We start from the raw sequence: 20,537 nt of genomic DNA, 5'->3' as shown, positions 1-20,537 counted from the left end.
GGAACGGGGGTGGGTACGGGGACGGGTTCAGGCCTGCTGGTGCAGGGTGCGGGGGTCCACCGCGTGGGCGAACGGCAGGCCGTGCGCGTACCGTTCGAGTTCGTCGACGGCGGCGTCGGCGAGCCGGTGGAGTTCGCCGCCCTGGGAGCCGGCGATGTGCGGGGTGAGCAGGACGTTCGGCAGATCGTAGAGGGGCGAGTCGGCGGGCAGGACTTCGGGTTCCGTGTGGTCGAGGACGGCGTTCAGACGCCCGGTGGCCGCTTCCTTCGCCAGCGCCTCGGTGTCCACCAGGGAGCCGCGGGCGGTGTTGACGAGGGTCGCCCCGTCCTGCATCAGCGCGAGGCGCGGGGCGTCGAACAGGTGCCGCGTGCTGGGGAGTTCGGGAGCATGGATGGTGACGACGTCGCTCTCGGCCGCCAGGGTGTCGAGTTCGGTGCGCTCCACGCCGAGGGTCCGGGCGCCCGCCTCGTCGAGGTACGGGTCGTGGACCAGGACGCGCAGGTCGTAGGGGCGCAGCAGTTCGATCACGCGGCGGCCGATGCGGGAGGCGCCCACGATGCCGACGGTGCGGCGGTAGTTGCCGACGCCGGGGAACCGTTCGAGGAGGTTCACCCGGGAGCGGGCTTGGCGGTAGACGCGGGCGCTCTCCAGGATGTGCTTGTTGGCGAAGAGGATCGCGGCGACCGTGTACTCGGCGACCGGGAAGGCGTTGGCCGTCGCGGCGGTACTCACCGCGATGCCCCGGTTCCAGACGTCCTGGGTGATGTGGTGCTTGACGGATCCTGCGGCGTGGACGACGGCGCGCAGCCGCGGCATGGCGCTCAGGGCTGCCGGGTCCAGCGGGGGGCAGCCCCAGCCGGTGAACAGCACCTCGGCCTGGTGGAGTCCGGTGCGCTGGGCGGGGTCGTCGGCGCCGAAGTCGGTGACGAGGAGACGGGGGTCGAGGTCGGCGACCCGGGCGAGCCGGTCCAGGGCCTCGGGGGCGAGGATCGCGGCCCGGGTCTCGCCGCTCATTGCCAGGACGGTGCGGGGGCGGGTCACCCGGGGCGCTGCGGGGTGGCTCACTTGACGGCTCCTGCGGTGAGGCCCGAGCGCCAGAAGCGCTGGAGGCAGAGGAAGGCGACGATCAGGGGGACGACGGCGACGAGGGAGCCGATGATGACCAGCGGGTAGAGCTCCGGCTGCTGGTAGACGTTCTGGTTCCACATGAACAGGCCCAGGTTGACCGGGTAGAGCCGGTCGTCGTTGAGCATCATGAGCGCGCCGTAGAAGTTGTTCCAGCTCGCGGTGAAGGAGAACAGGAAGATGGTCACGAAGCCGGGCGCGAGCATCGGCAGGGCGACCTTGGCGAAGGTCTGCACCTCCCCGGCTCCGTCGACGCGGGCGGCTTCGAGGACCTCGCCCGGCACGTACCCCTCGGAGAAGACGCGGGCCAGGTAGACGCCGAAGGGGTTGACGAGGCTGGGGATCAGGACGGCCCAGTAGGTGTTGACGAGGCCCAGTTCGGAGGCCATCAGGTAGAGCGGGAGCTGGACGACGGTCGAGGGGATGAGGACGCCGACGAGCACGACGCCGAACCATTTCTCCCGGCCGCGGAAGGCGTACTTGTCGAAGGCGTAACCGCAGGCGACGGAGATGAGGGTGGAGAGCAGGGAGGCGACGACGGTGTAGAGGAGGCTGTTGAGCATCCAGCGGACGAAGACGCCGTCGTTGTATTCCAGGAGGGCGTTCAGGTTCGACAGGAACGCGAAGTCGCCGAGGCTGAACGGGTTGGTGGCGAACAGGTCCCGGTAGCTCTTGGTGGAGGCGATGAGGAGCCAGGTCAGCGGCATCAGCGTGTAGACGGCGACGACGGCGAGCACGGCGTTCACCGCCACCCGGGAGGTGAGGCCGCCGGTACGGTTGCGGCGTGCGGGCGGCCGTGGTGCGGTGCGGTGTCCGGTCCCGTCGCGCCGGGTGACGGCGGCCGGTGCCTCGCGGTGGGCTGTCTGGGTGCTCATGAGGCCTTCCACCGGTTGCCGAGCTTGGTGACGACGAAGGACAGCAGGCCGGCGACGAGGGCGAGCAGGAGGGAGCTCGCGGCGGCCAGGCCGTAGTCGTGGCCCTTGAAGGCCACGGTGTAGATGAACATGGTCGGCGACCAGTCCTCGCCCATGGTGTTGGCGCGGAGTTGGACGAGTTTGGGGGCGTCGAAGAGCTGGATGGCGCCGACGCAGGTGAACAGCAGAGTGAGGACGACGGTCGGGCGGATCATGGGGATCTTGACCTGGAGGGCGGTGCGAAGGGCGCCGGCGCCGTCGACGGTCGCGGCTTCCAGGACCTCGCGGGGAACGGCCTGGAGGCCCGCATAGAAGATGATCATGTTGTAGCCGGTCCACTGCCAGGCGGAGATGTTGACGACGGAGAAGATCGCCTCGTCCTCGCCGAAGAAGTTCCAGCTCGCGCCGAACGCGTCGAGGGCGTCGGTGACGGGGCTGAGGCCGGGTGTGTAGAGGTAGAGCCAGATCAGTGAGGCGATCAGGCCGGGCACCGCGTGCGGCAGGAAGTAGGCGATCTGGAAGAACCGCCTGGCCCGGGCCATGGTCGAGTCGACGAGCAGGGCCAGGATGAGCGCGCCGCCGACCATCGCGGGGATGTAGATGGCGCAGTAGAGGGCGATGTTCCCGAAGGACCGGAGGAACGCCTCGTTGCCGAGGGCTTCGGTGAAGTTGCCGAACCCGGCGAAGACACGCTCGGTTCCGCCGAATCCCAGCCCGGAGGACTCCTCCCGGTAGAGGCTCATCCAGGCCGCGTAGATCATCGGCAGGACGGTGACGGCGGCGAACAGCGCGAAGAACGGGACGGTGAACAGGGCGACGGCCCGGCGCTGTCCGCGTCGTGTGCCGGGGCCGCCCGGGGCACCGGGCTTTCCTGGTCCGGCCGGTCCGGCGGATCCGGCGGGCGGCGGCACGGCCGGGGGTGCCGGGTTCTTGGCCGGCCGGGCGAGTGGGGCTGCCACCTGGTGCTCCTTCGGCGGGTGGGGCGGTCGAGTGTGGGGCTGCCCGGCACGGCGGGGCCGGGCAGCCGCGGGGTCAGGGCCTTTCGTCAGGGCCTACTTGTCGAGCTTCAGACCGCGGTCGGTGACCGCGGTCTCGCCCTTCGCCTGACCGGAGCTCAGCATCTTCGTGTGGTCGCCGCCCGCGGCCATCTGCACCGAGGTGACCTGCTGCTGGACCGGGCCCCAGGTCCAGCCGGGCACGATGGTGCCGGCGGCCTGACCGGCCACGGCGTAGACGTCCTGGTCCCCGAAGTAGGAGTTGTCGAACTCCTTCGCCGCCGCGGCGCGCATGCCCTCGTTGGCGGGCAGGGCGCTGCTGGGGGCCTTGAGGGAGCTGAGGCGGGCGGTCATGGCCGCCGGGTCGGTCGTGACCCACTTGATGAACTCGGCGGCGGCCTCGGTGTGTTCGCTTCCCTTGGGCACGATGTAGGAGGTTCCGCCGTACATGCCGGTGCTCGCCTTGCCGTCCCAGGTGGGCAGGGGCGCTATGCCCCACTTGCCTTTCGCGTCGGGGTAGCTGACGGGGAAGTTCCCGGCGCTCCAGGCGGCGCCGATGATGGTGGCGACCTTGCCGGTGGCGCGCTCCTTGTTCTCGCCCTCGCCCCAGAGCGGGGTCTTGGAGGCGAGCCCTTCGGCGAGGAGGTCGTCCCAGTAGGCGGCGACCTTGCGGGAGGCCGGGTCGTCGATGTTCACCTTCCAGGCGTCGCCGTTGGTGCCGTACCACCGGGCGCCGGCCTGCCAGGCGAGACCGGAGAGCAGGGCGGGGTCGCCGCCGCCGAAGTTGGTGATGGTGACGTCGGGGTCGCCGGCGTGGATCTTCTCGGCGGCCGTACGGTACTCGGCCCAGGTCGTCGGCACGTCGACGCCGTGCTTCTTGAAGAGGTCCTTGCGGTAGAAGAGCTGGATCGGTGTGACGTCGAAGGGGACCGCCCAGGTGGACCCGCCGAGGTTGACCAGGGACTGGACGGCCTCGGGGAACTCCTTCCTCACCAGGTCGCCGGAGCTGGGGGTGAGGTCCTCCAGGTTGCCCTCGCTGGCGTACTCGGGCAGGGCGGAGTAGTCCATCGTGGCCACGTCGGGGGCGTTGCCGCCCTTGACAGCGTTGGACAGCTTGGTGACTCCCTCGGGGCCCGCGGGGACCATGGAGAACTTCACCTTGATGTCGGTGTGCGTCTTGTTGAAGGCGTCGGCGGTCTCCTTGGCGCCCGCGGTGGCCGACCAGAAGGTGAGGGTGACGGGCTTGCCGTCGCCGGGGCCCGAGGCGTCCGAGCCCGAGCCGCCGCAGGCGGTGGCGAGCAGGGCGAATGAGGCGGCGGACGCCGCGAGGGCGAGGCGGGACGTGCGGGCGATACAGGGCATGGGCCGGCTCCTACGAGACCTCGAACTGCGGGAGATGAGGTGAACGGCACACATCATTTTGCGCAGAACCGATCGCCGTCAAGAGCGAATGACCAATTCAATCGAATCGATCACTACCGGGTCGGGGGCGCGCCGCCGAAGCCCGTCGAGCCCCGGGAACGCGAAGAGCCGTGCCCGCAGGGCCTGTTGACCCGGGCACGGCTCGTGGTGCGGTGCTTCCTGCGTCGCTTTCGGCGTCGCCTCGCGCGTCAGGAAACGGTGGCCGCCCCGCAGGAGACCCGGACCCGCAGGGTGGGCAGGATGTCCAGATGCCGACGGGCGCCGGCACCCGCGCCCGTCGCATCCGTCGCGCCGGGGTCGTCGACACCGAGGCGGGACAGCAGGAGCCGGGCCGCGGCGGCTCCCACGGCGTGCTTGTCCGGGGCCACCGCGGTGAGCGGCAGGTCGGCGAGCGAGGCGACCTCGTCGTCGTACGCGATCACCGCGAGGTCCTCGGGCACCCGCACTCCCCTGGCCTGGAGCCGGGGGATGAGGACGATCGCGTCGGCGTCGCTGTGCACGATCGCGGCGGTCACGTTGCCGCTCGCCACGCCCTGGCACAGGTACTCCAGCGTTCGCTCGAAACGATCGGCTTCCGACCGTGACGGGGCCTCGTCCAGCGGTGAGGGCGACACCGGGGTCAGCCCCAGCGCCTCCACGGCGGCCCGGTAGCCGACTCGGAGCCGGGGAGCGGTCGGGCTGTCCTGCACGGCGAGCGCGATCGACCGGTGCCCGAGCCCGGCCAGGTGGGCCACCGCTTCGGCGGCCCCGTGCGCATGGTCCGAGCGCACCCGGTCCAGGCGCGCCGCCGGGTGGCCGAGGGGGGCGGAACGTTCCACCAGGACGACCGGGGTCTCCTGCTCCACCGTCCACAGCCCTTCGCCCTGCTCCGGGCAGCCGCGCTCCCAGCTCGGGGTGAGCAGCAGCCCGTCGGCGCCGGTGGACAGCAGCCGCCGGGCCTGGGCGGCGTCCTCGTCGGGAAGATAGCGGGAGAGCCCGATCGTCAGCCGGGCGCCCGCGGCCTCGACGGTCTGCCGGGCGCCGCGCACCACGTCCGCGTAGTAGTACTCGGTGGTCGGCACCACCATGCCCACCACCAGCCCTTCGGCGGACGGCGCGGGGGCCGGGGCGGGCCGGGACTGCCCGGAGGGCCACACCACCGCGCCGTGCAGCCGCTCCACCAGGCCCTGGGCCGCCAGCGCCTCGACGTCCCGGCGCAGGGTGACGGCGGACATGCCGAGCTCCTCGGCGAGTTCGGCGACGCGCAGGCTGCCGCGCTCGCGGACGAGTTCGAGCACCCTCTCGTGGCGCTGGTCGACGTGCAGTCGCATGGATCCCCCTGGGCTTGGAGACGGCTGAGCTCTCAACCATATCGATCACATCCGCTCGAAACGATCCGAGCGGAGTTTTACCCCCGCGCTACGGGCACACGCCGGTTCGCCCTCGGGAGTGACATACACACCCAGAGAACCGATCGATACGATCAATTCAGCCAAAGTCATTGAGCGAGTCGTCAGGCGGCTGCTAGAAAGTGCCCGCCCGCTCAGAACAGTCGGATCCCGGGGCCGGTTCCATGTCCGCCCATGCACCGCGCGCCGGGTTCCCGCCGGAGACACCTCACCGACCCGGAGCTCTCCCATGACTTCTGCCTGGTCCCGCCGTACCTTCCTGGCCACCTCCGCGGCGCTCACCGCCGCGGGCGGCGGAGCGCTGATGCTCGCCACGCCGGGCGCCGCATCCGCCGCGCCCGAGGACGACCCGTACACCGCGCTCCGCACCACGTGGAGCGCTCTGATCCTCGGCGAGGGGTTCAGCCCGACCGCCGAGCCCTTCAAGAGCCGGCTGGCCGACCTCGGCACGAAGGCGTCGCAGTGGCTGGAGACGATGGCCCCGGTGGACGGCTCGCTCTGGCCCGACGCCGTCTTCGCGGATCCGGACCCGGACACGGACGCCGAGTCGTACGTCTTCTCGGGGCGGATGGCCGACAGCTTCATCCGCCTGAACACCATGGCCCAGGCCTACCGCCAACAGGGCACCGGGCTGACCGGGAACACCGGACTGCGCGACGCCGTGCTCACCGGCCTGGAGCACCTCAGCACCCAGGTCTACAACGACGGGCAGACCCGGTACGGCAACTGGTACAGCTGGCAGATCGGCGCGCCGCAGGCCCTGCTGGACGTGTGCGTCCTGATGTACGACGCGATCCCCCCGGAGCGGCTCGCCCGCTACTGCGCCGCCGTCGACCATTTCGTACCGGACTCCGCCGTCGCCTCGTACACCGGGACCAGCACGGGGGCGAACCGGGTCGACCTGTGCCGGGTGCTGGCCCTGCGCGGGGTCGTCGGCGGGAACGCGGCGAAGATCGCGCTGGCCCGGGACGCCCTCTCCCCCGTCTTCCCGCTGGTGACGAAGGGCGACGGACTGTACGCCGACGGCTCGTTCATCCAGCACACCACCGTGCCCTACACCGGCAGCTACGGATCGGTGATGCTCGGCGGGCTCGGGCTGCTGTTCGCGCTGCTGAAGGGAACCACGTGGGAGGTGACCGACCCGAAGCGGCAGGTGGTGTTCGACGCGGTGGAGAACGCCTGGGCCCCGTTCCTCTACAACGGTCTGGTCATGGACTCCGTCGCCGGGCGCGCGATCAGCCGCGGTGAGGTCGACGACCACCGGCGCGGGCACCCCATCATGGCCTCGATCGTGCTGCTGGGCCGGGGCGCGTCGGCCGCCGAGAACGCCCGGTGGCGGGCGCTCGTCAGGGGCTGGGCACAACGCGACTACTACAGCCCGCCGTTGAACAATCCCTCGCTCGGGCTCACCGCACTGGCCCGGATCAAGAGCGTCCTGGACGACACCTCCCTCGCCCCGATCGCCGAGCCGGCGGGCCACCGGCTCTTCCCCGACATGGCCCGGGCCACCCACCGCCGTCCCGGCTGGGCGGCGTCGCTGAGCATGGCCGACCGGCGGATCACCTTCTACGAGACCGGCAACGGCGAGAACCTGCGCGGCTGGCACACCGGGAACGGGATGCTCTACTGGTGGGGCGACACCTTCGCCAACGGCCAGTACAGCGACGCGTTCTGGCCCACCGTCGACCCGTACCGGCTGCCCGGCACGACGGTCTCGCGCAAGGTCCTCGCCGACGGGGCGGGCGGCGACTGGGGTGTCGCGCTCCCCGATGTGAACTGGGTCGGCGGGGTCACCGACAGCAAGCGCGCCGCCGTCGGCCAGTACCTCAAGGGGCTGACCAGCACGCTGATGGCGAAGAAGTCGTGGTTCTTCCTGGACGACACTGTGGTGTGTCTGGGGGCCGGCATCCACGGCCGCGACGGCGCGGCCGTGGAGACCACGGTCGACAACCGAAACCTCGGGCCGACGGGCAACGCCCCGTTCACCGTCGACGGTTCGGCGAAACCGGTCACCGCTCCCTGGTCGGCGACGCTGTCCGGCGCGTCCTGGGCGCACCTGGCCGGGCACGGCGGTTACGTGTTCCCGGGCGGGGCGACGGTGAAGGCGCTGCGGGAGAACCGGACGGGCCGCTGGCGCGACATCAACCGGGCGGGCTCCACGGATCCGGTCTCCCGGAAGTACCTCACCCTCTGGTTCGACCACGGCACAGACCCGTCGGACGCCACGTACGCGTACCAGCTCCTGCCCGGCGCGACCGAACAGCGCACGGCGGCCAGGGCGGCGGACAGCGGCTGGCTGCGCGTGCTCGCCAACACGGACGCCCAGCAGGGGGTGGCGGTCACCTCGCTCGGGCTGACGGCCGTCAACTTCTGGTTCGGCGGGAGTGTCGGGCCGCTGGTGGCGGACGCCCCGTGCTCGGTGATGGTGACCGAACACGCCGACGGGACGGCGACCGTGTGCGTGAGCGACCCCATGCGGGCGCGCACCAGCCTGACCCTCACGTGGAACCGGGCCGTCGCCTCGGTCCTGTCGAAGCCAGGAACGGTGAGGTCGGCGACCACGGGCGCGTCCCTGCGCCTCGACTTCGGCGACCTGTCCGGTACGCGCGGGGCGACGCAGACGGTCAAGGTGCGGCTGGCCTGAGCGAGCCGTCACGCGGGGGCGTTCAGGTGCTCCTCGATCCAGCGGACGCCGAAGTCCACGGCGGGACCGGCATCGAACAGGCGGCTGTCGGCCGCCCCGACGGTGCCGGTCCGGCCGATGCCCGCGTCGAGCATGGCCCGGACGATGACCGCGAACGGGTCCTGTCCCTCGGGCACGACCGGGGAGTAGTCGAACGCGCCGTCCGTCGAGTCGATGTCGTGGAAGGTACGCCATTCCCGGACGCCGTCCACACGGACGGGCTGCTCGTACGTCACGAACCGCTTGCCGGGCGCCTGGGCCAGCGACTCCGCCAGGTGCAGCAGCGTCATCGTCTCGCCGGGCGCCCCGAGCAGCAGCACCCGCCCGCCGAGGGCGACGAGGCGGGCCAGCGGGCTGCCGGGGCCGTGCGGGTCGTCCCAGGGGTGGTCGGCCATCAGCGCGGCGGCGGACGGGCCGAGCGCCGCTAGGCTCGCGTCGGGGTGGCGGCTGCGCACCGCCCCCTGTCTCCGGCGCAGAGCCTCGGGGAGGCGGCCGTTGCTGTGATCGGACTCGCTCAGCTCCGGGTCGTACGCGGGGTGGTGGGCTCGCACGGCGTCCTGCCAGGCGCCGGGCCAGGTGGTGAAGTCGTACGGCGGGGCGTCGTTCCAGCCACAGGTGACCATCAGCGTGCCGGTCGGACCGACGACGTCGAGGAGGGCGTCGACGACGGTCTCGGAGCCGCCCGGGACGTAGCCGATCGCGGACAGGCGCGTATGGAACATCACGGTGTCGCCCGGTCCGAGGCCGAGCGCGGCGAGCTCATCCGCGATCCGGTCGCGGGTCACCGGTCCCCCGGAGCGACGCAGCAGTTCTCGTACGTCCATGCCTCACAGCCTAGGGGCGGCTGCGCGGAAAACCCGGCTGCCCGGGGACCGCCGGGGCGGACATACTGTCGGCCGGCACCACGGAACCGAGGATGATGATCATGATGAGTGATGACCGGGTCGGACCCCCGCTCCTGGGCGGTGAGCGCGAGACGCTGCGGGCCTTTCTCGACTACCACCGCGACACTCTGGCCATGAAGTGCGCGGGGCTGAGCGACGAGGAGTTGCGCGAGCGGTCGATGGAGCCGTCCACGCTGTCGCTGCTGGCCCTGGTGCGGCACATGGCGGAGGTGGAACGCGCCTGGTTCCGGAGGGTGTTCGAGGACGAGTCGGCTCCGATGGTGTGGTCGGAGAAGCCGTTCGACTTCCAGGCGGCGTACGACGCGAGCGCCTCGACGGGGGCCGAGGCGTTCGCCGCCTGGGAGGCTGAGGTGGAGACCTCGCGCCGGATCGAACGGGAGGCGCCCTCGCTGGACCTGGTGGGGCGTCAGCCGCGCTGGGAGAAGGAGGTCTCGCTGCGGATGGTCATGGTGCACGTCCTGCTGGAGTACGGCCGCCACAACGGTCACGCGGATCTGCTGCGGGAAGGGGTGGACGGCACGGTGGGGGCGTGAGTACGTGCGGTGCGCGCCGGGTCGGTCCAGGGCCGGGCCGGTCGGGGATCCAGGTCGGTCCGGGGGCCTGGCCGGTCGGGCGGGAGCCTGGCCCCGTACGCCGTCGACCGTCGCAGCCCCGCTCGTAGACTCGGCTCCATGACTCAGCAGCCGGCGCCCTCCGCCCTGGTCTCCACGTTCGCGCCCGGCGGCACCCTGCGCGCCTCGATCAACCTCGGCAACCCGATCCTGGCCCACCGGGATCCGGCGAGTGGCGGCCCCGCCGGGGTCTCCGTCGACCTGGCCCGGGAGTTCGGGCGACGGCTCGGGGTGCCCGTGGAGCTGGTGGCCTTCGAGCGGGCCGCGCTGTCGGTCGACGCGGTGCGGGCCGAGCGGGCGGACATCGGGTTCTTCGCGGTCGACCCGGCGCGGAGCGAGGGGCTGCGGTTCACCGCCCCCTATGTCCTCATCGAGGGCGGCTACCTGGTGCCGGAGCGTGCCCCCGTCGCCGAGAACGACCAGGTGGACCGCGAGGGCACCCGGATCTCGGTCGGGGCCGGGTCCGCCTACGACCTCTTCCTCACCCGCGAGATCCGCCACGCCGAGGTCGTCCGGCTGGAGGGCGCCCCGCGCGCGCTCGCGGCCCTGCGGGCGGGCGAGGTCGAGGTGGCCGCCGGGATCCGGCAGTTGCTGGAGGCCGAGGCCGCACGGGAGGAGGGCGTACGGGTGCTGCCGGGGCGGTTCATGGTGATCCAGCAGGCCATGGGGGTACCGGCCGGGCGAGGGGCGGCGGCACAGGAATTGCTGGCGTCGTTCGTGGAGGAGATGAAGGCGGGCGGTTTCGTCGCGGACGCTCTCAGGCGTCATGGCGTCGAGGGCGCGTCGGTGGCCCCCGCCCAGGAGATCTCGGTGGAAGCCAGGTAGGCGATTCCTCGCTGCTCCCGGAGCCCGCCGCGGGGTCAGCGGCGGAGGGTCAGCACGCGGGTGGTGCTGCCGTCGTCCTCATCGATGTCCCTCACGTATGCGAAGCCCATCCTGTCCAGCAGGGTCAACGAGGCCTCGTTCGCGGCGGCGACGGTGGCGTGGACCTCGTCCAGTCCGAGGGTGCCGAAGCCGTGGGCGACGACGGCCCGGGCCAGTTCGCTGCCCAGGCCGGAGCACCACGCCGTGGGTGCGAGGGCGTAGATGATCTCGTGGCCGTCCACGGTGTCGGTCCGCTTGATCTCGGCGTGCCCGACCAGCCGGCCGTCGCGGCGGACGGCCCAGACGGCGAAGAGGTCCTGGGCGTAGACCCTGGCGAAGACCCGCCCGAACAGCGCCCGGTCCTCCGCCTCGGAGGAAGGGCCGTCACCCATCCACCGGGACACCCTGGTGTCCTGGAACAGGGCGACGAAGTCCTCTTCGTCCTCGGGGACGTACGGCTCCAGCAGGAGCCTCTCGGTGTGCAGAGTGGGGGTCACGCCGGTTGACGCTACCCGGGCGGCGGGCGCCCGGGCAATCGGCTTTTCCCGTACGAGAGGTTCTAGCGCCCGGGGTCGGGCGTGGGCTCCTCACGGAGCAGCCGCAGGGCCTTCGCCCGCAGCCGTCGACGGTGCTCGGGGTCGGTGGCCCGGTCGGCGGCGCGGCCCAGTTCCTCGGCGCGTTCACGGGTGCGGCGGGCTCGCTCCACCGGGCTGTCGTACAGGTTCATGGGGGTGTCCTCCGTCGTGGTCCTCCGTCGGCGTCCGGCGTTGCGTGCGCGACCGGAGCCCCAGCGTCACCGGAGTCGGTGCGGTCCGCATCTCGTGCGGCTACGTTCGGTGACGGTGCCCGGGGATCCCGATCCGACGGCAGGCATCGGCCCCACCGCCGGTCGGTCGGCGGTGGGGCCGTGGGGAGGGGACGGTTCAGCGCCGGCGCGAGCCGCCGATCCGGGTGCCAGCGCCCACGCCCGCGACATGGAGGGCGAGGAGCATGAGGCCGAGCAGCATCACGTTGGTCGACGCGAACACGTCGTTGGTGGAGATGTCGGCCGCGTTGATGAGGAACGCGATGAAGAACAGCACTGCGGCAGCTATACCGAGCATGGGGAGCTCCTTCCGAGCGGTGACCTCCGTGTGCCCGGGATCGCGCGACGTACGCCGGGGTGTGCCTACCCCAACTCGCGGGGGGGGCAGGCCGTCAGCCGGCGGTGTGGTCCGGATGTCCCTGGGTCCGCCGGGCCGCCTTCATCTCGGCTTCGTGGAGATGGTCGCGGCCCTCGGCGAGTTCCTGTCTGATCTCCCGTTCGACCGCCCGGAACACGTCGTAGTAGGTGGCGTTGTACTCCTCGACGATCTGGAACGTCCAGTGCCCGGGGATGACGTTGCGGCCGAGGATCTCCCGTTCGACCTGATCGGCCCGGCGCCCGTGTCCCGCCGCGCGGAGCAGCCGTACGGCATCGTCGAGGGCCAGGTCGGCGCTTCCGGTGAGCTGATGGAAATCGTAGAGGGCGCCGCGGGCCCTCTCGGCGGTCTCCAGCGCCTTCGACAGGGCACCGAGCGCCTCGACCGTCGTGTCGGTGACACCTTCGGGGCGCCGGTGCCGCGGATCGGGCTGAGGGGTTCCGGGGCTCATGGGACTCCTTGTCCACGGGGCGGCCGTTCGCTCCCCCTTCCTACCCGCAATTCCGCGCTCCCGCCGGGCCCGATCGGCGAGGTGGCCGAGCGTCCGGCCCGTCGCGGGCGGGCCGGAGGGGCGGGCCGGAAGGGCAGGCTGCCCCTTCCGGCCCGGGGCTCACCCAGGTCAGCCCTCGTCCTCGCTCTCCTCGTCCTCCTCGCCCTCGAAGGCGTCACCGATCTCGTCGACGACCTCGGCCGCGACCATGCCGCCGACGACCCCCACGGCCACGCCCGCCGCGACGCCGGCCACCACCGCGCCCGTACCGGGGCCCGAGCGGTGCCGGTCGCCGTGCGCGTCACCGTACGAGGGAGGCGCGGCATGGCCCTCGTGGCCGACGACGACCTCCTTCAGCCAGGCGTCGACCTGGGCGTTCCAGTCGGTCTGCGGGGCCGCGTGGTGGGATGCGGTGAAGCGGTGGACCGTGTCGTGGCCCTCGGAGAAGAGCCCGGCGCGCTTGTCCGCCTCGATGACGACCTCAAGGCCGCCCGGCGCGGCGATGAAGGTCACCTCGATCTCGTTCACGGTGTGCGCGTGGCCGGCGGGCGGGAGGATCTCGATCTCCTGGTAGCAGGGCAGCTGCTGACCGGTGCCACGGATGTGGCCGAGCTCCAGGTCCGCGGACCTGAACGCGTAACCGAGCTGCCCGAAGGCCTCCAGGATCGCTTCCTGCGCGGGCAGCGGCCCCACCGCCAGTGCGTCGAGGTCGCCCTTGTCGCGCGCCCCGGCGATCTCCAGCTCCGTCCGGATGCCGAGCACCGGGCCGAGGGGCTGGCCGTGGAGTTCGGTGATCGGCGTCTCCCACGGCAGGGTGACGGTGAACGGCACCGTGTGGTCGGCCTCCTCCGCCAGCCGGAACCCGCCGCCGACGGTGAACCGTTCGAGGACGACCGTGCCCTCGTCCTCTTCCTCCTGGCCCTCCCTCTCGACCCGGGCGACGAGGAGAAGGGAGATCCGGTCGACCGTCACGTCCGACCCGCCGCCCCGCAGGCGGACCTCCCCGGAGAGGGCACCGCCGGGCAGGGCCGGGCCGGGCTGCAGAACGGTGTCGACCGAGGGGCCACCGACCCCGAGGGCTCCGAGCAACTTCTTGAACACCATGTGCGGCGTCCGCTCCTTCTGTGGATGGGCGATCGAGGGGCCTGAGCCGCCTCGCCGGGCAGAAGCTCCCGGAGGTGAAGGATTTCCCGAGCCCGCGACCGCTACGCACGGTTCCGGCCATCAAGATCGCGGCCGACCGCCCCGCGACCGCCCCCGTCACCCGGCGCGAGACACACCCCCGGGACGGCACTCCGTGTGACGCCCGCCACTCCCCATTGCTTTGCGCTCCCTTTACTATCTATCAGGCGGGTTTCACACCCGTCCCCCACCGTCGATCCCGACGACCCGAACAGAGAAGGAGCTGCAGCACCGCAATGGGTGAGCCTCCCAGTACGAACCGTGTCATCCCTGACCCCACGCACCAGGGGACGGAGGTGACACGGTGAGCGAAGTGGTCCTTCTTCTCCTCGCCCTCGCGCTGACACTGGCCTGTGCGGTGTTCGTCGCGGCGGAGTTCTCGCTCACGACCATCGAGCGGAGCGAGCTCGAACGCGCCGCGAAGGCCGGTGAGCGCGGGGCCGAGAGCGCACTCAAGGCAGCCAAGCGGCTGACTTTCCAGCTCTCCGGCGCCCAGCTCGGCATCACCGTGACCTCCCTGGTCATCGGCATGCTGGCCGAGCCGTCCCTCGCGGTGCTGCTGCGCGGCCCGCTGGAGGCCGTCGGGCTGCCGTCCGGCGCCGTGTCCACGGTCGCCACGCTTCTCGGTGTGGCCGTGTCCACCGTGGTCCTCATGGTCGTCGGCGAGCTGGTCCCGAAGAACTGGGCGATCTCCAGCCCGCTCACGGTCGCCAAGGTCGTCTCGACCCCGCAGCGGGTGTTCACGGCGGCTTTCGGCCCGCTGATCCGGCACCTGAACAACACCGCGAACCGCTTCGTGCGGCGCCTGGGCCTGGAGCCGGCCGAGGAGCTGGCCTCCGCCCGTACGCCGCAGGAGCTGATCGCGCTCGCCCAGCACTCCGCCCGTGAGGGCGCCATCGAGCAGGACTCGGCCGAGCTGTTCGTCCGTACCCTGCACCTGGCGGAGCTGTCGGCCGAGAACGTCATGACGCCGCGCGTCGACGTCCGGGCGCTCGAAGCCCATGCCACGGCGGCCGACGCCGCCAACCTGACGCTGGCCACCGGTCTGTCCCGCTTCCCGGTCTACCGGGACAGCCTGGACGAGGTCATCGGCACGGTCCACATCCGCGACGTCCTCGCCCTGGAGGAGTCGGATCGGCCCCGGACCGCGGTCACGGCGCTCGCCACCGAGCCGCTCCTCGTCCCCGACTCGCTGCCCGTCGACCGGCTGCTGGCGCAGTTGCGCAAGCACCGGACGATGGCCGTGGTGATCGACGAGTACGGCGGCACGGCGGGGGTCGCCACCGTCGAGGACATCGTGGAGGAGGTCGTGGGCGAGGTCCGCGACGAGCACGACCCCCATGAGCGCCCCGACCTCGCACCGGCCGAGCCGCTCGGCGACGGCCGCCAGGTCTGGGCGGCCGAGGGCAGCATCCGGCTGGACCAGCTCGACCGGATCGGGTTCACCGCGCCGGAAGGCCCGTACGAGACGCTGGCCGGCCTGCTCGCCAACCAGCTGGCCCGCATCCCCGTCCGGGCGGACCGGGTGGAGGTCGACGGCTGGCAGTTCGACGTGCTCGACATCGAGCACCACCGGGCCGACCGGGTCCGGATCACCGCGCCCGTGCCGGCGCTGGCCCTCGTGGAGGAGGACGCCCGATGACCACCATTCAGCTCGCCATCGGCGCGCTCACCCTCCTCACCAACGCGTTCTTCGTGGGCGCGGAGTTCGCGCTCATCTCGGTCCGCCGCAGCCAGATCGAGCCGCAGGCCGTCCGGGGCAGCCGCCGGGCCAGGAGCACCCTGTGGGGCCTCGAACACCTGTCGGCCGCCATGGCAACCGCGCAGCTCGGCATCACCATCTCCTCGCTGGTGCTGGGCGCCGTCGCGGAACCGGCCATCGCCCATCTGCTGGAGCCGCCGTTCGACGCGGTCGGCGTGCCCGACGCGCTGGTCCACCCGATCGCGTTCGTGATCGCTCTGACGCTGGCGACGTATCTGCACATGCTCATCGGCGAGATGATCCCGAAGAACATCGCGTTGGCCGCCCCCGTCGCCACCGCCCTGGCGCTGGGGCCGTCCCTGGTGGCCCTGACCCGGGCGCTGCGTCCGGTCATCTTCGGCATCAACGCCTTCGCCAACATGCTGCTGCGGCTGCTCAAGGTGGAGCCCAAGGACGAGGTCGCCTCGGTGTTCACCGACGACGAGCTCGTGCGTCTGGTGAAGGACTCCAGCGACGCCGGGCTGCTGGCCCCGGCCGACGGCGAGCGGCTGCGGGACGCCCTGGAGCTCGGGACCCGGCCGGTCGGCGAGGTGATGGTCCCGCTGAACCGGACCGTCACCGTCGACCTGGGCATCACCCCGCAGGGTCTGGAGCGGGCCGCGGTCGCTTCGGGCTTCTCCCGGCTGCCGGTCACCGGTCCCGACGACGGGCTGCTGGGCTACTTCCACATCAAGGACGCCCTCGGCGTCGCGGAGCGCACCAAGGCGCTCCCGAAGAGCGCCCTCCACCCGGTCATCCGGGTCGAGATCGACACCCCGCTCGACGACACCCTCACCGCGATGCGCGCCGCCGGCACGCATCTCGCGGCGGTCACCGGAGGCAAGGGCACGGTCATCGGCTTCGTGACCATGGAGGACGTCCTGGACGAGCTGGTGGGAGCCGCCGCGGTCTGACCGGCCGCCGGTGAACACCGGCGTACGAAGCGGAAGAAGGGGCGGGCCGTCGCGCGACGGTCCGCCCCTTCACGCTTCCGTGCACAGGGCTCTACCGGCCCTCCCCGAACGCGTAAGCTCGGCGAATGGCCAAGTACTTCGACGTGCATCCCGCAAATCCCCAGCCCCGCACCATCGGCACGGTGGTCGACAGTATCCGGTCCGGTGCGCTCGTCGCGTATCCCACCGACTCGTGCTACGCCCTGGGCTGCCAGTTGGGCAACCGCGACGCCATCGACCGGATCAAGTCGATCCGGAATCTCGACGACCGGCACCACTTCACCCTCGTGTGCCACGACTTCGCGCAGCTGGCGCAGTTCGTCCGCGTGGACAACGACGTGTTCCGCGCGGTCAAGGCGGCGACGCCCGGCAGCTACACATTCATCCTTCCCGCGACGAAGGAGGTCCCCCGCCAGTTGCTGCACCCGAAGAAGAAGACGGTCGGGGTGCGCATCCCCGACCACGTCGTCACCCAGGCACTGGTCTCCGAGCTCGGCGAGCCGCTGCTCTCCAGCACCCTGCTGCTGCCGGACGAGGAGGAGCCGCTGACGCAGGGCTGGGAGATCAAGGAGCGGCTCGACCACGAGGTGGACGCCGTCATCGACTCGGGCGACTGCGGCACCGAGCCGACCACGGTCATCGACTTCTCCGGCGACGAGCCCGAGATCGTGCGCCACGGAGCCGGGGACACGTCCCGCTTCGAGTGATCCCGGGCGGTGACGGGGCAGACTGACGCTCGTGACGGGTGAGCGACTGCGGTTCGACGGCTGGATCGCCGGTGTGGGAACGTCCTCGGGCACCCGGCTGGTGGTCGGTCACTGGCCGCGCTCGCCGTTCGGGGCGTTCAGCGACGTCATGGTCGAGCATCCGGACGGTGAACGGGTCCTGCTGGCCCCGTCCCGGCGGATCGCGGACTTCGTCGCCGCCACGTACCGCTTCGACCGGATCGAGGTGGTGCCCGTGTCCGTCACCGCCGTCGGCCCCACCGGGGACTCCAGCTGGCTCGTCGAGGCGGGGCCGCTGCGCCTGCGGCTGCGGACCGGGCGCCGGACGGCCCTCGGTCTGCTGCTGTCCGCCGTGCCGGCCCCGTTCGCCCGCAGCCCGGTCTGGGCCGCCCTGTGCGACGTACCGGCCCGTTTGCTGATGCCGGGCGTACGCACTTTGGGCCGCGCGGGCCCGGGGCGGCGCGAGTGGTACGGGGCGCGGGGGCTGCGGCCGGTCGTGGCCGCCGACGCCGTGCTGGACGGGGTGAGCCTGGGCGCGCTCGCCCCGCTCGATCCACCGGTCGCCTTCGGGTTCGGCTCCGCCCCGCGCAGCCCTTCCCTGGTCAGCGTCACCACAACGGTGGAACTCGCGCCCGCCGGGCGGTGAGGAGCCCGTCGGCCCCCGGGGGCGGTGCGGGGGCCTTTTCCGAGCGGTCATCGGACCGCGCGCGAAGAGGTCCGGCCGGGGATGCGAGGGTGCGGGGCGCGTCGCAGGGTGGACCCATGGCAAATCCCCCGATCGTCATCCACCGGCCGACCCCCTCGGGCGGCCGCCGGGTGACCGTCCACTACGAAGGCCGGGACGAGATACTCGGGCTGGCCCACAGCGACCACGACGTGATCGTGTTCCTGAGCGAGGCCGGCCTCGAAGAAGCGGACCGGCTCCTCGACAACCCGGTCTGGGTGGAGTGGCGGGGCGGGCGGGCCCACAGCTACGAAGCGGCCTGAGAGCCCGCCGCCACCCGCACCGCCCTGCCCCCCGTGTCACCCCGCCGCGGCCGGCGCGCGGCTCACTCGCGCAGTCCGTCGAGGATGGCCGAAACCGTCTCATCGGGCGTCTGGCCGGACGTGTCCAGCCACAGCCCGATCCGGGGCGTCCCGCTGCGCAGATGCGCGTCGAACGCCTCGACCGTCCACGCCCCGTACCCGGTCTTGCCCCGTCCCTCCTCCCGCTCGCGCACGGTTTCCGGCGAGGGGGCGAGCACGACGACGTGCAGCGGGCGGGTGCGGACCCGTTCGACGTAGCGGGGCAGATCCTCGCCGAGCACGATGTCCTGGACGACGGCCGTCCATCCGTCGTCCGCGTAGGCGTCGGCCACCTGCGCGGAGAGCCGCTGGCGCAGGTCGAGCTGGCGCCGCGCCTCCTCGGCCTCGTCGGGTGCCATCTCCGCGCGGCCGGAGACGATCATGCGGCGGAAGACGTCGCCGCGCACATGGACCGCTCGCGGCAGGCTCTCCGCCAGGAGCTGGGCCGCGGTGGACTTGCCCGCGGCCATCACCCCGGTGATCAGGACGACGCAGGGGCCCGGGCCGTCGCCCGTCACGCCGTGCCCGCCTGCGTGGATTCCGCGCTCCCGAAAAGTTCACGGATCTCGTCGGCGTCGGTCTCCCGCAGCCCTTCGTCCAGCAGGACCCACCGGGTGATGCCCACGGATTCCAGGAACGGCAGGTCGTGGCTGGCGATGAGGAGCGCGCCCTCGTAGGACTCCAGGGCGCTCGTCAGCTGGCGCACGCTGGCCAGGTCCAGGTTGTTCGTCGGCTCGTCCAGCAGGAGCAGCTGCGGGGCCGGCGCGGCGAGCATCGTCGCCGCGAGCGCGGCCCGGAAGCGTTCACCGCCCGAGAGCGTGCCGGCCGGCTGCTCGGCGCGGGCGCCCTTGAAGAGGAACCGGGCGAGCTGGGAGCGGATCTGGTTGTCGGTGGTGCCCGGGGCGGTGCGGGCGACGTTGTCGGCGACGCTCAGCGCGTCGTCGAGGACGTCGAGCCGCTGCGGGAGGAATTTCAACGGCACCGCCGCCGCGGCCTCCCCGGTGCTCGGCGCCAGCTCCCCGGTGAGCGTGCGCAGGAAGGTGGTCTTGCCGGCCCCGTTGCGGCCGATCAGGGCGATCCGCTCGGGTCCCTGCACATGGAGGCTGCCTTCGCGCAGCCGACCGTAGGGGAGGCTCAGGTCCCGTACCCTCAGGACGGTACGGCCCGCGGGCACCGCGGTATGGGGCAGGCTCACCTTGATCTCGGCGTCGCGGCGGATGGCCTCGGCGGCTTCCTCCCTGCGCTCGCGGGCCTCGTCGAGGCGGTCCTCGTGCAGTCCCCGCAGCCGGTCCCCCGACTCCTGGGCGGAGCGTTTGCGCTCCCCCGCGACGATGCGCGGGGCCTTCCGCTGACCGTCCAGCTTCTTGTCGTGGCGCTGGCGGCGGGCCACCTTGATCCGGGTCTCCTCCAGCTCGCGCTGCTGACGGCGTACGTCGGCGTCGGCGGCGCGCAGCATCCGCCCGGCGGCCTCCTGCTGGGTGGCCAGGGCCTCCTGGTAGGCGGACCAGCCGCCCCCGTACCAGCTGACCGAGCCCGAGCGGAGTTCGGCGATGCGGTCGACGCGCTCCAGCAGGTCCCGGTCGTGGCTGACGACGATCAGGATGCCGGTGCGCCAGGAGTCGACCGCGTCGTAGAGCCTGCGGCGGGCGAACAGGTCCAGGTTGTTGGTCGGTTCGTCGAGGAGGAGGACGTCCGGCCGTTCCAGGAGCAGCGCGGCCAGGCGCAGCAGGACGGTCTCCCCACCGGACAACTGCCCGACAGTGCGGTCCAGTTCGACGGCGCCGAGCCCGAGGGAGCCGAGGGTGGCCAGGGCGCGTTCCTCGACGTCCCAGTCGTCGCCGACGGTTTCGAAGTGCTCCTCCTGTACGTCGCCGGACTCGATGGCGCGCAGGGCGGCCCGCCGCTCGGCGATGCCGAGGGCGGCATCGACGCGGAGGCCGGTGTCCAGGGTGATGTTCTGGGGCAGGTAGGCGAGGTTTCCGCCGACGGTGACGGACCCCGACGCGGGGCGCAGGAGTCCCGCGAACAGGCGCAGGAGGGTCGACTTGCCGGCGCCGTTGGCCCCGGCCAGACCGGTGCGCCCCCGGGGGACGGTGAGGGAGAGCCCGTCGAAGAGGTTCGTGCCGTCGGGCCACTGGAAGGTGAGGCTGGAGGCGGCGAGGGAGGCGCCGGGCGCGGTGGGATGGCTCATGGAGTTCTCGCAGTCGGAAGCGGAGGGACAAGGGGGCTTCGTATGCGAACAGCACGCGGCGACCCGGCCGGCGGCCGGAGAGTGTGGGGAGAACAGTCCTGC

Annotated in this window: 21 protein-coding genes; 8 read left to right on the top strand and 13 right to left on the bottom strand. The window is 72.0% G+C overall.

Features of this window, described 5'->3' with window-relative positions:
• Nucleotides 1-27: 27 nt before the first annotated feature.
• The 5 genes from WQO_RS33130 to WQO_RS33110 all read right to left on the bottom strand — a co-directional run bounded on the left by WQO_RS33130 (nt 28) and on the right by WQO_RS33110 (nt 5,766).
• A complete protein-coding gene (locus tag WQO_RS33130) occupies nt 28-1,065 on the bottom strand; it encodes a hydroxyacid dehydrogenase (protein ID WP_010062462.1) in 1,038 nt (345 codons plus the stop codon).
• The gene (locus tag WQO_RS33125) at nt 1,062-2,000 is read right to left on the bottom strand and encodes a carbohydrate ABC transporter permease (protein WP_010062461.1); all 939 of its coding nucleotides are present in this window, start codon (nt 1,998-2,000) and stop codon (nt 1,062-1,064) included. Before WQO_RS33125 ends, WQO_RS33130 begins: the two co-directional genes overlap by 4 nt.
• Entirely contained in the window at nt 1,997-2,998 is a 1,002-nt protein-coding gene (locus tag WQO_RS33120; RefSeq protein ID WP_010062460.1) for a carbohydrate ABC transporter permease, read from the bottom strand. The genes WQO_RS33125 and WQO_RS33120 overlap by 4 nt, the downstream gene beginning before the upstream one ends.
• A gap of 93 nt (nt 2,999-3,091) precedes the next feature.
• The gene (locus WQO_RS33115; protein ID WP_010062458.1) at nt 3,092-4,396 is read right to left on the bottom strand and encodes an ABC transporter substrate-binding protein; all 1,305 of its coding nucleotides are present in this window, start codon (nt 4,394-4,396) and stop codon (nt 3,092-3,094) included.
• A 248-nt stretch (nt 4,397-4,644) separates the two neighbouring features.
• Entirely contained in the window at nt 4,645-5,766 is a 1,122-nt protein-coding gene (locus WQO_RS33110) for a substrate-binding domain-containing protein (RefSeq protein ID WP_010062456.1), read from the bottom strand.
• 307 nt (nt 5,767-6,073) lie between these two features.
• Between WQO_RS33110 and WQO_RS33105 the strand changes: the two genes are divergently transcribed.
• Nucleotides 6,074-8,488 (top strand): polysaccharide lyase 8 family protein, encoded by a 2,415-nt coding sequence (locus WQO_RS33105; RefSeq protein ID WP_010062455.1) that lies wholly within the window; start codon nt 6,074-6,076, stop codon nt 8,486-8,488.
• Between the two features lie 8 nt (nt 8,489-8,496).
• On the opposite strand, the gene aac(3) is transcribed toward WQO_RS33105, so the two are convergent.
• Complete coding sequence (gene aac(3) / locus WQO_RS33100; RefSeq protein ID WP_010062454.1) at nt 8,497-9,351, bottom strand: aminoglycoside 3-N-acetyltransferase; 855 nt, start codon at nt 9,349-9,351, stop codon at nt 8,497-8,499.
• A gap of 101 nt (nt 9,352-9,452) precedes the next feature.
• Here aac(3) and WQO_RS33095 point away from each other — a divergent pair, with 101 nt between their 5' ends.
• Nucleotides 9,453-9,965, top strand: a complete 513-nt coding sequence (locus WQO_RS33095) for a DinB family protein (protein ID WP_029182476.1) — start codon at nt 9,453-9,455, stop codon at nt 9,963-9,965.
• 138 nt (nt 9,966-10,103) lie between these two features.
• Nucleotides 10,104-10,868, top strand: coding sequence for a transporter substrate-binding domain-containing protein (locus WQO_RS33090; RefSeq protein ID WP_010062452.1), 765 nt, complete (start codon nt 10,104-10,106; stop codon nt 10,866-10,868).
• Between the two features lie 35 nt (nt 10,869-10,903).
• On the opposite strand, the gene WQO_RS33085 is transcribed toward WQO_RS33090, so the two are convergent.
• The 5 genes from WQO_RS33085 to WQO_RS33070 all read right to left on the bottom strand — a co-directional run bounded on the left by WQO_RS33085 (nt 10,904) and on the right by WQO_RS33070 (nt 13,682).
• Complete coding sequence (locus WQO_RS33085) at nt 10,904-11,404, bottom strand: GNAT family N-acetyltransferase (protein WP_010062451.1); 501 nt, start codon at nt 11,402-11,404, stop codon at nt 10,904-10,906.
• A 62-nt stretch (nt 11,405-11,466) separates the two neighbouring features.
• Nucleotides 11,467-11,634: a DUF6381 family protein gene (locus tag WQO_RS36495; RefSeq protein WP_006129450.1), complete on the bottom strand. Its 168-nt coding sequence runs from the start codon at nt 11,632-11,634 to the stop codon at nt 11,467-11,469.
• Between the two features lie 196 nt (nt 11,635-11,830).
• Nucleotides 11,831-12,010 (bottom strand): hypothetical protein, encoded by a 180-nt coding sequence (locus tag WQO_RS33080; RefSeq protein ID WP_029182475.1) that lies wholly within the window; start codon nt 12,008-12,010, stop codon nt 11,831-11,833.
• A gap of 94 nt (nt 12,011-12,104) precedes the next feature.
• Nucleotides 12,105-12,539 (bottom strand): hypothetical protein, encoded by a 435-nt coding sequence (locus tag WQO_RS33075; protein ID WP_010062449.1) that lies wholly within the window; start codon nt 12,537-12,539, stop codon nt 12,105-12,107.
• 168 nt (nt 12,540-12,707) lie between these two features.
• Complete coding sequence (locus WQO_RS33070) at nt 12,708-13,682, bottom strand: sporulation protein (protein WP_010062447.1); 975 nt, start codon at nt 13,680-13,682, stop codon at nt 12,708-12,710.
• Between the two features lie 382 nt (nt 13,683-14,064).
• Here WQO_RS33070 and WQO_RS33065 point away from each other — a divergent pair, with 382 nt between their 5' ends.
• The 5 genes from WQO_RS33065 (at nt 14,065) to WQO_RS33045 (ending at nt 18,166) form a co-directional block, all read left to right on the top strand.
• Nucleotides 14,065-15,402: a hemolysin family protein gene (locus WQO_RS33065; RefSeq protein ID WP_010062446.1), complete on the top strand. Its 1,338-nt coding sequence runs from the start codon at nt 14,065-14,067 to the stop codon at nt 15,400-15,402.
• Nucleotides 15,399-16,415: a hemolysin family protein gene (locus tag WQO_RS33060; protein ID WP_010062444.1), complete on the top strand. Its 1,017-nt coding sequence runs from the start codon at nt 15,399-15,401 to the stop codon at nt 16,413-16,415. Before WQO_RS33065 ends, WQO_RS33060 begins: the two co-directional genes overlap by 4 nt.
• A gap of 125 nt (nt 16,416-16,540) precedes the next feature.
• A complete protein-coding gene (locus WQO_RS33055; protein ID WP_010062443.1) occupies nt 16,541-17,161 on the top strand; it encodes an L-threonylcarbamoyladenylate synthase in 621 nt (206 codons plus the stop codon).
• A 31-nt stretch (nt 17,162-17,192) separates the two neighbouring features.
• On the top strand, nt 17,193-17,825 hold the full coding sequence (locus WQO_RS33050) for a hypothetical protein (protein WP_010062442.1): 633 nt from the start codon (nt 17,193-17,195) through the stop codon (nt 17,823-17,825).
• Between the two features lie 116 nt (nt 17,826-17,941).
• On the top strand, nt 17,942-18,166 hold the full coding sequence (locus WQO_RS33045) for a hypothetical protein (RefSeq protein WP_010062441.1): 225 nt from the start codon (nt 17,942-17,944) through the stop codon (nt 18,164-18,166).
• A 62-nt stretch (nt 18,167-18,228) separates the two neighbouring features.
• On the opposite strand, the gene WQO_RS33040 is transcribed toward WQO_RS33045, so the two are convergent.
• A complete protein-coding gene (locus tag WQO_RS33040; RefSeq protein ID WP_010062440.1) occupies nt 18,229-18,762 on the bottom strand; it encodes an AAA family ATPase in 534 nt (177 codons plus the stop codon).
• A complete protein-coding gene (locus WQO_RS33035; RefSeq protein ID WP_010062439.1) occupies nt 18,759-20,435 on the bottom strand; it encodes an ABC-F family ATP-binding cassette domain-containing protein in 1,677 nt (558 codons plus the stop codon). The genes WQO_RS33040 and WQO_RS33035 overlap by 4 nt, the downstream gene beginning before the upstream one ends.
• Nucleotides 20,436-20,537: the final 102 nt, after the last annotated feature.

This window comes from Streptomyces globisporus C-1027 (assembly GCF_000261345.2).
Taxonomy (GTDB): domain Bacteria; phylum Actinomycetota; class Actinomycetes; order Streptomycetales; family Streptomycetaceae; genus Streptomyces; species Streptomyces pakalii.
This window is presented reverse-complemented; position numbering and strand designations above follow the sequence as displayed.

Coding starts and splice junctions, on each gene's coding strand:
- WQO_RS33075 (WP_010062449.1), bottom strand. CDS start 12,539: ATGAGCCCCGGAACCCCTCAGCCCGATCCGCGGCACCGGCGCCCCGAA.
- WQO_RS33095 (WP_029182476.1), top strand. CDS start 9,453: ATGATGAGTGATGACCGGGTCGGACCCCCGCTCCTGGGCGGTGAGCGC.
- WQO_RS33035 (WP_010062439.1), bottom strand. CDS start 20,435: ATGAGCCATCCCACCGCGCCCGGCGCCTCCCTCGCCGCCTCCAGCCTC.
- WQO_RS36495 (WP_006129450.1), bottom strand. CDS start 11,634: ATGAACCTGTACGACAGCCCGGTGGAGCGAGCCCGCCGCACCCGTGAA.
- WQO_RS33045 (WP_010062441.1), top strand. CDS start 17,942: ATGGCAAATCCCCCGATCGTCATCCACCGGCCGACCCCCTCGGGCGGC.
- WQO_RS33105 (WP_010062455.1), top strand. CDS start 6,074: ATGACTTCTGCCTGGTCCCGCCGTACCTTCCTGGCCACCTCCGCGGCG.
- WQO_RS33080 (WP_029182475.1), bottom strand. CDS start 12,010: ATGCTCGGTATAGCTGCCGCAGTGCTGTTCTTCATCGCGTTCCTCATC.
- WQO_RS33110 (WP_010062456.1), bottom strand. CDS start 5,766: ATGCGACTGCACGTCGACCAGCGCCACGAGAGGGTGCTCGAACTCGTC.
- WQO_RS33115 (WP_010062458.1), bottom strand. CDS start 4,396: ATGCCCTGTATCGCCCGCACGTCCCGCCTCGCCCTCGCGGCGTCCGCC.
- WQO_RS33070 (WP_010062447.1), bottom strand. CDS start 13,682: ATGGTGTTCAAGAAGTTGCTCGGAGCCCTCGGGGTCGGTGGCCCCTCG.
- WQO_RS33090 (WP_010062452.1), top strand. CDS start 10,104: ATGACTCAGCAGCCGGCGCCCTCCGCCCTGGTCTCCACGTTCGCGCCC.
- WQO_RS33055 (WP_010062443.1), top strand. CDS start 16,541: ATGGCCAAGTACTTCGACGTGCATCCCGCAAATCCCCAGCCCCGCACC.
- WQO_RS33060 (WP_010062444.1), top strand. CDS start 15,399: ATGACCACCATTCAGCTCGCCATCGGCGCGCTCACCCTCCTCACCAAC.
- WQO_RS33125 (WP_010062461.1), bottom strand. CDS start 2,000: ATGAGCACCCAGACAGCCCACCGCGAGGCACCGGCCGCCGTCACCCGG.